The following is a 13,683-nucleotide window of genomic DNA, read 5'->3' as shown; positions in this document are numbered from 1 at the left end:
ACCCTGATAACGCTCGGCTCGGCCTTCGGCTGCTCGAGAGCCAGTCGGATAGCGATCTCGGTCGGCATATGGGCAGGGTGCCGACGGGTGACGTCCACTCGCCGGTGGGCGATGTGAGCCACGCGACCGCGGTACTGGTGCTAGAGAGCAGCCAGGGCCGTGGCGCCCAGGGCGGTCAAGGCCGGTACCTTCAGCGCTTCGAGGCCGACGTAGGCGTGATGGGCTCGTGAGCGGGGAGGATGCTCTCCGGCCAGCACTCGGCTGCCGCGCTGCTGGAGGAACGGTCGGACCGCGGCCAGTTGCACGACCAGCAGCACCACGACGACTCCGGTGAGCACGGCGACGGGCGCCGTGGGGCTCGCGGTCAGGACCGCCGCCACGATCACGGCGGCGAGGACCGCCTCGGCGGTGTTGAGCGCGCGGAAGACCCGTCGGCCGATGCCCAGGCCCAGGCGAGTGGCTTCCGCGTCTTGTTCGATGTGCGCTCGGAGTGCGCGGAATCTGAGGGGCGTCTCCACCAGGGAGATGCCCGCCACCATGCCCATCCAGGTGAAAGCGGTGGCGGCCGTCACCGCGGCCAGGTTGTGGTTCACCACGAGCCCTCCGTGTTCTCGGCCGACGGTTCCACGACGCGGTCACGCTCGCTCGGCGCGGTCCCACAGCTCCCGCAGTGCGGCATTGATACGTTCGGGCTGCTGCGTGTGTGGATAGTAGCCGGGGACGATCAGGTGGTCGGCGCCGATCGCCGCCGCGACGTGGTCGGCGCAGGCGATCAGCGGCTCACCGGCGTACCGTCGGTACTGCTCCGGCGCTCCCTCCCAGTCACCGGAGATCATCAGCTTCGGGAAGGGTGCCTCGGCCAGCGGTCCGAGTGGGATGTCCGCGTCCCAGCAGGGGCGTTCGGCCATCGAGGCGGCCGCGGCGCGCAGCCGCGCCGGCGTCGGCTCCGGTGTCGCCATGCCGACCGATGCGGTAGCCGCGCTCAGGAACTCCTGGGGCGTGAGGTCCGCGGGCAACGCCGCGGTAGCCGCGCGGGCCCGCGCCAGCGCCTCGGCGACGACCGGATGACGCTCGGCGGGCCGCAGCGCGCCGGGCTGGATCAGGGTGAGCGAGTGCACCAGGTCGGGACGGCGTACGGCGGCGGCCATCGCGCTGACCCCGCCGTACGCGTGTCCGACCAGATGGGCCCCGGTGCCGAGGAGCCCGATGATGTCCTCGGCATCGATCGACCAGTCGCTGTGCGCGATGTCCGGGCTGCGCCCGTAACCTCTGCGGTCCATCACCAGCAGCCGGTGCCGGTCGGCCAGCGGGCGCTGTGCCGCGAAGCCGTATTGCTCGTCGTCACCCCAGGTGAGGATCCCGTGGACCAGGACGGCGGAGGGGAGGCCCGCGCCACCGTCCTCCCACACGGTGACGTGTACCGGTCCGGCTGCCTCCGAGTGCTGATGCGTGGACGTGTCGGTCATCGGTCCCCTCCCGGTCTCGTCACTGCCCCTCGTCACTGCGTGGCCTGCCGACAGTCTGCCCCCTCACGCTTCCCGGTGCGCCCGACTGCGGCCAGGCCGCCCGGAGAGCGGCACACCGGCCGGGCCGTCTGCGGGGAGGGGCGGCAGTGGCTGTGCGGGGTGGGGACATCCGATTCCTTCGATTCCTCCGGTTCCTTCGCTTCCCGCGAGCCGAGCGGGGGACGAGCCGGAGTGCGCTCGCCGCCCTAGCCGCCGAGACCGAAGAACTTGGTGATCCAGTAGCTGGAGCAGATCGAGTCCAGGAAGTACGGGGCGCCGGTGCTGCCGCATTGTTCGGCGCCGGTGCCGGGGTCGACCGGGGTGCCGTGGTTGATGCCGGGGACCTTGTTGACCTCGACGGCCACCGTGCCGTCGGACGCCACGTACTCGTCGTGCTGGGTGGCATTGGGACCGATGCCGGAGGTACGGGTGGGCGTCTGGGACAGCCCGTGCAACGCCGTCCACTGGTCGCGCAGTTCGGTGGCGTTGCGCGGCACGACCGTCGTGTCCTGGTCGCCGTACCAGATGGCGGTACGCGGCCACGGTCCCTCGTACGACGGGTACGCCTCGCGCACCCGCTGGGCCCACTCGCTCGGGCTGAGGTCAAGCCCGGGGTTCATGCACTGGTACGGGCTTTTGTTCTTCGTGCAGTTGTAGAGCAGGCCCGCGACGACCGCGCCGGCGGAGAAGACGTCGGGGTAGGTGGCGAGCATGACCGAGGTCATGGCACCGCCGGCCGACAGTCCGGTGATGTAGACCCGCTTGGAGTCCCCGCCGTAGGCCGAGACGGCGTGGTCGGCCATCTGCCGGATCGAATGGGCCTCGCCCTGGTCGCGCCGATTGTCATTGGCCTGGAACCAGTTGAAGCACTTGTTGAGGTTGTTCGACGAGGTGGTCTCCGCGAGGACCCTCGGGCGGGGTCAGCGAGCCGTCTCGCGCACCGGCGGCGTCGGGGTGAAGCGCACGGGCAGTGTCGTCATGCCTCGCGCCCACGGGGAGGGGCGGCGGGTGAGTTCTTCGGCCGGGATGGCGAGGTCGACGTCGGGCAGCCGGTCGAGCAGCACCTCGATGGCCGTACGGGCGATGGTCTCGGCGATCTCCTGCGCCGCGACCGGGCAGCGGTGCTCGCCGTGCCCGAACGAGAGGAACGCGTTGTTGCCGCCGGTCAGCCTCGTGTCGTCGGGGCGTATCTGCGGATCCATGTTGGCGGCGGCGAGTCCGAGGCACACCATGTCGCCCGCCTTGATCCGGCGGTTGCCGAGCGTAGTGTCACGGGACGCCCACCGGCCGACGCCGTTCTGGGCGGGGGTGTCCTCCCAGAGCACCTCGTTCATGGCCTCCGAGACACTCTTGCGCCCGCCGGCCAGGGACATGGTGAACCGTTCGTCCGTGAGCATCAGCCGCAGCGAGTTGCCGATCCAGTCCGCGGTCAGGGTGTGGCCGGCGATGACCAGCACGATCAGGTCGTGGAGGATCTCCTCCTCCGTGAAGCCGAGGGTGTTGCCGACCAGTTGGGCCGCGACGTCCCGGGGGCCGTTCCCCGCCTTCCGCTCGGCCATCAGGGCCGCCGTGGCCTCGGCGAGGTGGACCTGGGCCGCCTGGGCCAGGTCGCCGCCGTCGGCCAGGTCGATGGCCGCCGCGGCCAGTCCGGCCCCCTGCTCGTCGGGGAAGCCGTAGATCTTCGCCAGGACACGCACCGGGAAGGGCATCGCGTACTGGGCGATGACATCCGCGCTGCCCTCCCCGCAGAAGCCGTCGATCAGTTCGTCGGCCAGCCGCTCGGCGTGCTGCCGGATCTCGAAGGGGTCGACCGACTCCAGCGCGTCGCTGATCATCGCGGCCCGTACGCGGTGCCGCTCACCGGTCGTGTACAGGATGGACGGCTGCCCACGGCCGATCAACGGGGCCAGCGGCCAGTCCTCCGGGATGCGGTCCCACTGGTTCCAGAGTTCGGAGTCTCGGGTGAAGAGCACGGGGTCGGCCGTGACCTGGTGCAGTTCACGGTAGCCGAGAACCAGCCACGCCGGGATGCCGCCCTCGAGGACGATGGGGGCGACCGCACCATGTTCGCGGCGCATCTCCGGGTAGAGGAGGTTGGGTTCGACATGGAAGCGGGGGCCGCTCAAGGGCACGGCGAAGGGGCTCACATGATCCCCGCCGTGCGGGGGCTCGCCGCCTCGATGTGCGGGACACCCCGGTGGCGGGGCGGGCACTTCGGAGTTCTGAGCGGTGGGGTCGGTCGGCGTCATCGCTGTGGTACCTCCGAGATCGGGTCAGGGGTCCCCCGCACGGATCCCGGTCCCCTCGGCGGGCGGGTCCGCATGGCGGCTCATGACGGCGAGACCGTTTCGTGGCTGACAGGGCGTCTCAACGATCGGGGATGTGGCGGCCGTCGTCCTCGATCCTCAGCGCCCGTTCGGGACAGGGGTCCACCACATGTTGCGCGGCAGCCAGGTTGTCCCGCGTCAGCGGCGAGAGCGTTACCACGGGATCACCCTGGTCGTCGCAGGCGAGGATGGTCGGCGCGGCACCATAACACAGGCCCTGACCTGCGCAGGCGCTGACGGCCGCCATCGGCCCGGGTGCGCGGCCCTCGGGCAAGGCGCAGGCGGCGGCCTCCTCACGCCGTCCAGGCGTTCAGGAGCACTTCTCCCAGGTTGCCGGCGATGGCGGTGTGGGGTGCCGCCTCGAGCTGCTCCCTCTCGTGTGCGCCCCCGAGGACTCCGATGACGTGTCCGGCTCCGGAGCGCGTGCCGGCGAGCAGGTCGTTGGCGGTGTCGCCGGCGACGAGGACGCGCTGCACCGCGTCGATCCCGAGGCTGATGACCGCGGTGAGGATCAGATCGGGGTAGGGGCGGCCGCGGAGTGTTCCGGACTGGGCGACGGTGAGGTCGACAAGGTCGCGCCAGCCGAGCGTGTCGAGGAGCGCGGCTTGTACGGCGGCGTCGAAGCCGGTCATGAGACAGGTCTTGACTCCGCGTTCCCGCAGGGCGACGAGGACTTCCTCGGCGCCGTCCCTGGCGGGCAGCTCACCGGCCGACACGGCCTTGAGCATGAGGTCCACGAAGTTCTGGTGGGCTTCGGCAGCCTTGTGCGGATCGGGCGCCAGTCGGTTGAACATGTCGGTTTTCGCCATGCCGCGCAGGGGCCGGAGCGTTTCCGGGGTGATCGCGTCGAGACCCGCGAGCGACAGGGCGTCGTCCACGGCCCGTTCGACGACGCCGTTGTCCGCGATGGTGGTGCCGGCCATGTCGAGGACGGCCAGGTCGATCACCGGAGAGTGGTCGTGGTGGGGCACAGATGTGTTCCTTAAACTGGTGTGTTCCCTTTACAGGGAGTGTTCGATCGTGGTGTCGGCCATCACGTCGAGCGCTTTGGTCGATGCTTTGGGGCGGCGGACCGCGATGCCGACGAAGAGGGCGTCGACGATCCCCAGGTGGGCGAGGCGGCTGGCCATCGCTTCGAGGCGGAACCCGTACTCGGGTCCTCCCGCGACGAGCGCGGCGTCCACGACACGGGTCAGGGGCGAGTTGGTGAAGCTGGTGATGGCGGCGACGAAGGCGCCTGCCGCCCGCGCCGCCTCCGCCGCCAGCAGCGACTCGCGGCTGGCACCGGTGTGGCTGACGACAAGGCACACACAGGACTCGTCCAGGTGCCGAGCGGCCAGGTGCTGGGCCATGACGTCGGTGGGAAACATCGTGACGAGGCCGAGCGCGGACAGCCGGTAGGCGGCGTCGTGGGCCGGCGCCGCGGAGGTGCCGTTCCCGATGACGAGGACACGGTCGGCCGCCGCGATGCGATCGATGGTGAGTGACAGCAGTTCGGGGTCGACGGTCTGTGCCGCGTCGACCAGGGCCCGGGCGCTACGGCGCAGGATGCGGTCGAGGATGTCACCGGCAGGTGTCCGACCGTCTATTCCCTCTTCGTGGGCGAGTTCCTGCTCCTGCTCGTCCTGCTGGGCGAGGTCGCGGGTGATGGCGAGCTTGACGTCCTGGTAGCCCCGGTACCCGATGCGCTGGCAGGCACGGACCGCTGAGGACTGCGCGACGCCGGCCTTATGGGCGAGCTCGGTGACCGAGCCGCGCACTACCGCTTCGGGGTCGCTGAGGATCAGCTCGATGAACCGCTTGTCCGTCGCGCCCAGGCTGGGCAGCGCGGCGTGGGCACGAGTGACGAACTCGCCGCTCACCAGGGACGGCTTGGCTGCAACCACGGGACCTCAATTCGCTCGCGAAGCACGGATCGACTGTCGATACGAGCAGGACGCTAGCACAGGATGGATGATCCATCCTGAACACCAAGCTGTATCTGGATAATTCATCCTCCGATAACCCGAGCTTGGCTGCCGCGCCACCCCGGACCCCGAACCTGGCACCGCCGAGGCGGATCGACAGGTGTTCGAACGCCCCCTACGCCGAGCGGCCTCACGGGAGGGCGACACCGACCCCGAAGTGCCCCCCAAGAGCCGCGGAGAGTCACTACAGCTTCCAGGTGGCCTGTCGGGCCCATCGACACCAGCGCAGCACCCAGACCCCGCCCACCAGCGCCTTGCGTCCGCCGCCTCCGGGCGGCCGATCAACTCCGGAAACGAGGAACACCCCCGTGATCACCCTGTCGCCGACCGCCGCCTTGCGCCAACGCGCCGCGAGACTGCGCCATGAGGGCGTCCAAGTCTTCGACTTCTCGGCAGGCGAACTCGACCTGCCGACCCCCGCCCACATCGTCACCGCGGCCATCGACGCCGCGCAGAGGCCGGAGAACCACCATTACGGGCCGACCGGCGGCGAGACCCGCCTGCGCCAGGCGATCGCCGACCGGCTCATCCCCAGGACCACGGCAGCCCTCGACGACTCGAACGTACTGGTCACCCATGGCGCGAAACAGGCATTGTTCAACACGTTCATGGCGCTGCTCGAGCCTGGGGACGAGGTCCTGATCCCGGCGCCGTACTGGGTGACGTTCCCGTCCTCGGTCCGGCTGGCGGGCGGCAGTCCGGTGATCGTCCAGCCGTCCGCCGGCGAGCTGAAGATCACCCCGGACCACCTGGAGGCGGCTCGGACCCCGTCCACCCGGGCGATGGTGCTGTGTTCACCGAACAACCCGACGGGACTGGTCTACGACGCGTCGGAGCTGCGCGCCCTCCTCACCTGGGCGGCGAAGCACGGCGTCTGGATCGTCTCGGACGAGACCTACGTCGACCTCGGCTTCCGGCCCGTCCCCGCGCCTGGCCAGGTCGAGCCCGGGGTGAGCGACCGGCTCATCACGGTCGGCAGTGTGTCCAAGTCCTACGCCATGACGGGCTGGCGGGTGGGCTGGATGTCGGGCCCGAAGAAGGTCATCGACGCGGCTGCCGCCGTCCAGTCCCACACCACCTCGAACGTCAGCCGCATCGGGCAGGCGGCCGCTCTCGCCGCCCTCACCGGACCGGATGTGACGGCCGGATTCCGGGCGGTCCTCCGCGACCGGCTCACGGCGTGCCAGGTCGTACTGGAACCTCTCGGGCTGTTCCGGACGCCTCCTGACGGCGCGTTCTACGTCTTCCCCGACATCCGCGGGTTCGCCCCCGACGACGTCACCGTGGCGGGCCGCCTCCTGGACTCCGGCGTCATCACGGTGCCCGGTGCCTCTTTCGGGGCTCCCGGGCATCTGCGGCTGAGTTTCGCCATCGCGGAGGAACACCTGCGCCGCGGACTGTCGATCATGGCCGAACTCCTCGACGGCCGGGCCGCTTGATGTGCTCGCCCGACCGGCAGGCGACGCGCACCGCGTTCCACCGCCCGCTCCGCCCGTCCGGGCTCCCCGAACTCACCGCTGGATCGGAGACGTCATCATGACCACCGCCACTGATGGCAAAGCCGCGCTCGCACCACCGGGCAGCGGTGCCGAGCAGCCCGGACCCCCAAAGATCGTCCCCGTCCGGCACCCCGGCCGATGGGTGGCCGTGGCCATCGCCCTCGTCCTGGTGGCGCAGTTGGTACACGCCCTGGTCACCAACCCCGGCCTGGAGTGGCCGACCTTCCGGCGGTACTTCTTCGACCACAGCGTTCTGCACGGTGTATGGCTGACCATCGAGCTCACCTTCTACACCGCGGTGGCGGGCTTCGCGGGCGGCATGGTGCTGGCCTTCATGCGGCTCTCCCCCAACCCCCTGCTGCGGGTGACCGCCTACGGCTACGTCTGGCTCGTGCGCTCCGTGCCGCTGCTGGTGCAGGTGCTCTTCTGGTTCAACATCTCCTACCTGTACTCCCGGCTGAGCATCGGGGTGCCGTTCGGACCGGAGTTCTTCTCCTTCAGCACCACCCATCTGGTCAGCTCGGTGAGTGCGGCCGTCATCGCGCTCTCGGTCAACGAGGCCGCGTTCGCCTCGGAGATCGTTCGTGCGGGGGTGCTGTCCGTCAGCCACGGTCAGCTGGAAGCCGCCGCCGCGCTGGGGATCCCCAAGCGCCGTCAGCTCATGCGCATCGTGTTGCCACAAGCCATGCGGACGATCGCGCCCAACGCGGCCAACCAGCTGATCTCGCTGTTCAAGAACACCTCGATCGTCTCCGTGATGGCGATCATGGAGCTCTTCTACACCGTCCAGGTCATCTACGGGCGCACTTCCCGCATCGTGCCCATGCTGCTCGTCGCGACCGCCTGGTACGTCCTGCTGACCACCCTCCTGACGATCTTCCAGTACTACGTCGAGCGGCGCTTCGCCAAGGGCACGACGCGGGCGCTGCCGCCGACCCCCGTCGAGCGGGTGCGCCTCGCCATCCGCAACCTCCGCGCGGCTGCCGCGGATGAAGGGAGCCCGCGGTGACCGCGACATCGCCTTCCGCCGGCCGCCGTTCCCGCGAGGCCGCGGCCGATCCGGCCCGGGTCGTCGTCGACATACGCGACGTCCACAAGAACTACGGTCTGGTCGAGGTGCTCAAGGGCGTCGATCTCCAGGTCCACGTCGGCGAGGTGACCGTGGTGCTGGGCCCGTCCGGGTCCGGCAAGTCCACCCTGTTGCGCTGCGTCAACCACCTGGAGAAGGTCAAGCGCGGCACCGTCACCATCGACGGCGAACTGATCGGCTACCGGCGGGTCGGCGACAGGCTGCACGAGCTGCGCGAGCGCGAGGTGCTGCGTCAGCGCACCCACATCGGCTTCGTCTTCCAGAACTTCAACCTCTTCCCGCACCTCACCGTGGAGGACAACCTGGTCGAGGCGCCCGTCTCCGCCCTGGGGGTGCCGCGTGCCCGGGCCCAGGAGCGCGCCGAGCGGCTGCTGGAGCGCGTCGGCCTGCGCGACAAGGCGGCCGCCTACCCCGGGCAGCTCTCCGGCGGCCAGCAGCAGCGCATCGCCATCGCCCGCGCGCTCGCCCTGGAACCCAAGGTGCTGCTCTTCGACGAGCCCACCTCCGCCCTCGACCCGGAGCTGGTCGGCGAGGTGCTGGATGTGATCAAGGATCTGGCACGCGCCGGGACCACCATGATCGTCGTCACCCATGAGATCGGCTTCGCCCGTGAGGTCGCCGACACCGTGGTCTTCATGGACGACGGCCGGATCGTCGAGCAGGGCGCACCGGCCGACGTGCTCGACTCCCCCCGGCACGAGCGCACCCGCACCTTCCTCTCGAAGGTCCTCTGATCTCTCTTCTTCCGAAAGGCAGGACCACCATGTCCGTACTCATCCGCCCCAAGCTCACCGCGCTCACCCTGGCCATCGCCGCCGCGCTCACCCTGAGCGCCTGTAGCGGCTCCACGACGGACGCTTCCGGATCGGCGTCCAAGGGGGGCTTCAACACCGGCCCCGACCAGAACCGCTACTCGGCACCCAAGGTCGACTCCATCGCCGCCGAAGTACCCGCGGCCATCCGGTCCCGGGGCACCCTCGAAGTCGGCAACTCCAAGGGGAGCACCGCACCGCTCACCTTCTTCGCCACGGACAACAAGACCCTCATCGGCGTGGAAACGGACATGGCGTACGCGATCGCCTCGGTATTCGGCCTCAAGGCGCACTACAACCCGGTCTCCTTCGAGCAGGTCTTCGTCGGTCTGGACAGCGGCAAGTACGACGTCGGCGTCACCAACATCACCGTCACCGAACTGCGCAAGCAGAAGTACGACATGGCCACCTACCGCAAGGACGCGCAGGCGTTCGAGGCCAAGAAGGGCGCGACATGGCGCGTCACCGGCCCCGAGGACGTGGCGGGCAGGACCATCGCCGTGCCCACCGGGACCAGTGAGGAGAAGGCCCTGCTGGACTGGAGCGCCCAGAACGTCAAGGCGGGCCGCAAGCCCGTCAACGTGAAGTACTACCAGGACGAGTGGGCTTGCTACCTGGCCCTCCAGTCCGGCCAGATCGACGCCTATCTCCATCCCAACCCCGAGGCCCAGTACCACGCCAGGACCTCCGGCCGGACCCAGGTCGTCGGCGACATCATCGGAGCCGGGAAGAATCTGGAGGGCCTGATCGCCGCGACCACCAAGAAGAACAACGGCCTCGGCAAGCCGCTCAAGGACGCGATCAACTACCTGATCACGAAGGGCGTCTACGGGAAGATCCTGGCGCGCTGGGGTCTCACCGGCGACGGGGTGAGCACCTCGCGGCTCAACCCGCCCGGCCTGCCGATCGAGGGCAAGTGAGCGCCCGAACACCGAACGCCGGACCCGGACCCCATCCCGGCCCGGGTCAGCCCTCACGAACAGAGCCTCGATCGGAGAACGCGGAATGGTGAGCACGCTCCTCGTCGTCATCGACGGACTACGGGCGACCGATGTGCGGAAGATGCCGTTCCTCACGGAACTCGCACACCGCGGGGTGTCGTACCGGCGAGCACGCTCGGTCGCGCCGTCGCTGACCCGCCCCGCCGCGGCGTCCCTCGCCGGCGGAGCGCCCCCCGGCGTCACCGGAATCCCGGGCAACCGCCTCTGGGCCGACGGACACCTCATCGACACCGGGCGCCCTGACCACCTGGAGCTGCTCCGCTCCCTACGGGGTGATCGGCTGCTCCCCGTGCCGACTCTGGGGGAACACCTCGCCGACCACGGGCGCACGCTCGTCGCCGTCGGAACGGGTTCGAACGGCTGCACACTGCTGCTCAATCCGGGAGCGGCCGACGGGCACGGGGCCGCGATCGGCGCGCGTCCGTACGGCCATGATGCCTTCTACGCGCAACCCGAGAGTGTCCGTCGCCGTCTCGCGGGCAGCCTCCCCCAGGCCGCGGACGGCCCGTTCCCCGCGTTGCGCTGGGCAACCGATCTGATCGCCGACTACGTCGTTCCGGAGCTGGCGCCGGATGTCCTCGTGCTGTGGTCGGGCGAGCTGGACGACGTGCAGCACGACAACGGCGTCGGTGGCCCGGCCGGGGACGATGCTCTCTCCGAGATCGACCGCCGACTGCGTCGACTGATCGACCGGGTCCGTGAGCGGGCACCGCACGCCGACGTCATCGTGACGGCCGACCACGGCTTCTCGAACGCGACGCACACGGTCGACATGGCCGACATCGCGTCACTGATTCCGCCTTCGCTCGCCGATGCCGTGCAACTCGTCGACAACAACGGCGGGTTGTTGGTGTACGCGCGGCGGCGCCTCCTACCCGCGCAGATCAACGCGATCCTCGACGCCGTCATGTCGGCGGAGTGGTCCGGGCCGGTCTTCGCCGAGTGCGACGTCCCGGGGGTCCTTCCGCCCGCCGGCCTGTGGTCCGCCCGAACGGCCGCCGACGGTCTGCTCGCGTATGTGTCGCTCACCTATCACGACCGACTCGGCACTCCGCGCGTCGGTCACAGCGTCCGAGACGGCGCGCGGCTCGCGGGCGGTCACGGCTCCACCTCAACCGCCGACATGCGCATACCACTCGTACTGAACGGGCCGAGCTTCCGAACCGCCCATGAAACCCCCTTCCCGGCCGACCACCTCGACATTCCCCCGACGATCTGCCGGCTCATGGGGCTACCGGTCCCGCCGTCCATGTCCGGACGGGTACTGAGCGAAGCCGGCCTTCCTGGTCACGGAGACGCATCGGCGCTTCCGGAGGGCCGGCGGGTCGTCGCGGAGCGCGACGCCGCGGATGTCACCACGGCCCACTTCCAGCATCTCGCCGGCCGTCAGTACTTCCTCTCGGCCGACAGGCACCGGAGCTGAGTCGGACCGCGGCGAGCGAGGGCCGCCGCGTGGTGGTGGAAGGCGCGGCGGACCGCGGGGAAGCGGCGGGGATCACGGCTGGGGTGGACGCGGTTGGTGAGGAGGACGAAGTAGCGGCCTTCCGTCCCCGCCCCGTCCCCTGCCGGGTCCACCCACAGGCTCGTCCCCGTGAAGCCCGTGTGGCCGTACGAGGACGGCCCCATCGCCGTACCGACCGGTGACCCCACCGCGTCCCGCCCCTGCCAGCCGAGGCAGCGGCGCAGCGGGAGGCCCTCCGTATGGCAGGCGGTCATGCGGGCGAAGCCGGTCGCGCTCAGCAGGCCGTCGCCGCCCGCCGCGAGCGCCCGGCCCAGCCGGTCCATGTCGGTCAGCGGTGCGAACAGGCCGGCGTGGCCGCAGACTCCGCCGAGCACCACCGCGTTCTCATCGTGCACCTGGCCGGTCACCAGGCGGCCGCGCCAGGCGCACAGCTCCGTGGAGACCGCGCGTTCACGGGCCGCCGGGCCGGGCGTGAAGACCGTCTCGCGCATGCCGAGCGGCTCGCACACCTGCTTCGCCACCAGCTCGTCCAGGCCGGTGGCGGTGGCCTGTTCGAGGATCAGGCCGAGGAGGACGAAGCCCGCGGAGGAGTACTCCACCACCGTGCCCGGCGCCCCGCGGAGCGGCAGTCCGCGGAGGGCGGCCAGCAGCCCGGCCCGGTCGGGGTGCGCGCGCCAGAGCGGGGTACCGCCGGGCAGGCCGGAGGTATGGGTGAGCAGTTGACTGACGGTGATGTCCGCCTTGCCGGGCACGCGGCGGTACTCCGGCAGATACGCGCCGACCGTGTCGTCCAGCCGGAGCGCTCCCGTCTCCGCCAGCCGCAGTGCGGCCAGGCCCACGATCGGTTTCGTCACCGAGGCCAGATCCCACAGCTCGGTGCCGTTCAGCTCCGCCCCGCCCCAACGGCGGGTGCCCAGGTGCCCGTGCGTCTCCCGCCCGGCCGCGGTGCCGACCGACCAGGCGGCCGCGGAGTAGATCCCGGCCCGGCGGCCGGCCGCCAGGAGTGCCGCGAGCCGTGCCGGCCGGTCCGCCGGGGGCGGGCCGGCCACTCCCCTCCGCTCCGCCCCCGGTGGGATCCGGCCGCCCGCGGCCCCGCTCACTCCTGACCCCGCACGATCCCCAGCGCCCCCGCCCCGCCGCGCAACGCCGCCGACACCGTGCCGGCCGCGGCTCGCACCATCGGCCCCAGCACCGCCACGCTCTCCTGGTCCAGCGTGAACGTCAGCCCGACGATGCCGACCGCCCCGGCGACCCGGTCGCCCGGACCCAGCACCGGGGCCGCGATGGCGCGGACGTCCTGTTCCGCGTATTCGTCATCGACCGCATAGCCTCGCTCGCGCACGGCGGGCAGCGCGGCGAGCACGGCTCCCGGGTCCCGCACCGTCCGTGACGTACGGGCCGGGAGCGGCTCGCCGCCCAGCAGCTCCGCCGCCACCGGCGACGGCAGGGCCGACAACATCGCCCACCCCACCGCCGAGCAGTACAGCGGGACGTCGCCGCCCGCGGTCAGCGGCATGCGGTACGCGGACGACGGCTCCGACTGCGTCACGTGAACCGCCACGGCGCCGTCCCGTACCGAGAAGTGGGCCAAGTGGCCGGTGCGCAGCCGCAGGTCGTCCAGGACCGGGCGGGCCAGCCGCAGCTCGTGGCTGGCGGCCAGCGCCGTGGCGGCGAGCCCGAGCAGGCGCGGCCCGGCCTGATAGGTGCCGCCGGGGCCGGGGACCGCGTACCCGGCCCCGGCGAAGGTGTGCAGCAGACGGTGGACGGTCGGCTTCGGCAGCCCCGTGCGGGCGGCGAGGTCGGCCAGACGGTGCGGCGCATCGGGCTGGACCAGCGCGTCCAGCACCGTGAGTGCCTTGTCCACGGGACCCGTCGCGGCGGCGGGCGGCTCCTCACGGCGGGAGGCGGAGGTATTGACCGGCTTCGGCATGTCGCTTAGCTTAACGCATCATCATTCCGGTTTCCGGAACGGACGAACCGTTCAACGGAACATCACGCGGAGGGCAGATCGTGACTCCTC

The 13,683-nt window shown here is 70.7% G+C and carries 13 protein-coding genes and 1 pseudogene; 5 read left to right on the top strand and 9 right to left on the bottom strand.

Annotated elements, in window-relative coordinates; translation table 11 throughout:
• Window positions 1–140: 140 nt before the first annotated feature.
• The 7 genes and pseudogenes from ACZ6TD_RS45735 to ACZ6TD_RS45705 all read right to left on the bottom strand — a co-directional run bounded on the left by ACZ6TD_RS45735 (window position 141) and on the right by ACZ6TD_RS45705 (window position 5,718).
• On the bottom strand, window positions 141–593 hold the full coding sequence (locus ACZ6TD_RS45735; RefSeq protein WP_471358644.1) for a hypothetical protein: 453 nt from the start codon (window positions 591–593) through the stop codon (window positions 141–143).
• Window positions 594–635: 42 nt separating this feature from the next.
• A complete protein-coding gene (locus tag ACZ6TD_RS45730) occupies window positions 636–1,466 on the bottom strand; it encodes an alpha/beta fold hydrolase (RefSeq protein WP_471347874.1) in 831 nt (276 codons plus the stop codon).
• Between the two features lie 248 nt (window positions 1,467–1,714).
• Window positions 1,715–2,413 (bottom strand): annotated as a pseudogene (locus ACZ6TD_RS45725) (extracellular catalytic domain type 1 short-chain-length polyhydroxyalkanoate depolymerase); the annotation flags it as partial.
• 12 nt (window positions 2,414–2,425) lie between these two features.
• Window positions 2,426–3,754 (bottom strand): cytochrome P450, encoded by a 1,329-nt coding sequence (locus tag ACZ6TD_RS45720; RefSeq protein ID WP_471347872.1) that lies wholly within the window; start codon window positions 3,752–3,754, stop codon window positions 2,426–2,428.
• Between the two features lie 118 nt (window positions 3,755–3,872).
• Window positions 3,873–4,079, bottom strand: a complete 207-nt coding sequence (locus ACZ6TD_RS45715; protein WP_471347870.1) for a ferredoxin — start codon at window positions 4,077–4,079, stop codon at window positions 3,873–3,875.
• Window positions 4,080–4,125: 46 nt separating this feature from the next.
• A complete protein-coding gene (locus tag ACZ6TD_RS45710) occupies window positions 4,126–4,803 on the bottom strand; it encodes an HAD family hydrolase (protein WP_471347868.1) in 678 nt (225 codons plus the stop codon).
• Window positions 4,804–4,833: 30 nt separating this feature from the next.
• Window positions 4,834–5,718, bottom strand: coding sequence for a MurR/RpiR family transcriptional regulator (locus ACZ6TD_RS45705; RefSeq protein WP_471347866.1), 885 nt, complete (start codon window positions 5,716–5,718; stop codon window positions 4,834–4,836).
• 389 nt (window positions 5,719–6,107) lie between these two features.
• Between ACZ6TD_RS45705 and ACZ6TD_RS45700 the strand changes: the two genes are divergently transcribed.
• The 5 genes from ACZ6TD_RS45700 (at window position 6,108) to ACZ6TD_RS45680 (ending at window position 11,624) form a co-directional block, all read left to right on the top strand.
• Window positions 6,108–7,238 carry a pyridoxal phosphate-dependent aminotransferase gene (locus ACZ6TD_RS45700; protein WP_471347864.1) on the top strand — a complete coding sequence of 377 codons (1,131 nt, stop codon included), beginning with the start codon at window positions 6,108–6,110 and terminating at the stop codon, window positions 7,236–7,238.
• Between the two features lie 97 nt (window positions 7,239–7,335).
• Window positions 7,336–8,307 (top strand): amino acid ABC transporter permease, encoded by a 972-nt coding sequence (locus ACZ6TD_RS45695; protein WP_471347862.1) that lies wholly within the window; start codon window positions 7,336–7,338, stop codon window positions 8,305–8,307.
• Between the two features lie 71 nt (window positions 8,308–8,378).
• A complete protein-coding gene (locus ACZ6TD_RS45690) occupies window positions 8,379–9,122 on the top strand; it encodes an amino acid ABC transporter ATP-binding protein (protein ID WP_471358641.1) in 744 nt (247 codons plus the stop codon).
• A 29-nt stretch (window positions 9,123–9,151) separates the two neighbouring features.
• On the top strand, window positions 9,152–10,120 hold the full coding sequence (locus ACZ6TD_RS45685; protein ID WP_471347860.1) for an ABC transporter substrate-binding protein: 969 nt from the start codon (window positions 9,152–9,154) through the stop codon (window positions 10,118–10,120).
• A gap of 85 nt (window positions 10,121–10,205) precedes the next feature.
• Window positions 10,206–11,624, top strand: a complete 1,419-nt coding sequence (locus ACZ6TD_RS45680) for an alkaline phosphatase family protein (protein ID WP_471347858.1) — start codon at window positions 10,206–10,208, stop codon at window positions 11,622–11,624.
• Here ACZ6TD_RS45680 and ACZ6TD_RS45675 read toward each other — a convergent pair.
• Together ACZ6TD_RS45675 and ACZ6TD_RS45670 are read right to left on the bottom strand one after the other, a co-directional pair.
• Window positions 11,588–12,712 carry a serine hydrolase domain-containing protein gene (locus ACZ6TD_RS45675; RefSeq protein ID WP_471347856.1) on the bottom strand — a complete coding sequence of 375 codons (1,125 nt, stop codon included), beginning with the start codon at window positions 12,710–12,712 and terminating at the stop codon, window positions 11,588–11,590. The two genes, ACZ6TD_RS45680 and ACZ6TD_RS45675, sit on opposite strands and share 37 nt — an antisense overlap.
• 47 nt (window positions 12,713–12,759) lie before the next feature.
• Window positions 12,760–13,593, bottom strand: a complete 834-nt coding sequence (locus ACZ6TD_RS45670) for an IclR family transcriptional regulator (RefSeq protein WP_471347854.1) — start codon at window positions 13,591–13,593, stop codon at window positions 12,760–12,762.
• Between the last annotated feature and the right edge of the window lie 90 nt (window positions 13,594–13,683).

This window comes from Streptomyces yongxingensis, assembly GCF_055597465.1.
This window is presented reverse-complemented; position numbering and strand designations above follow the sequence as displayed.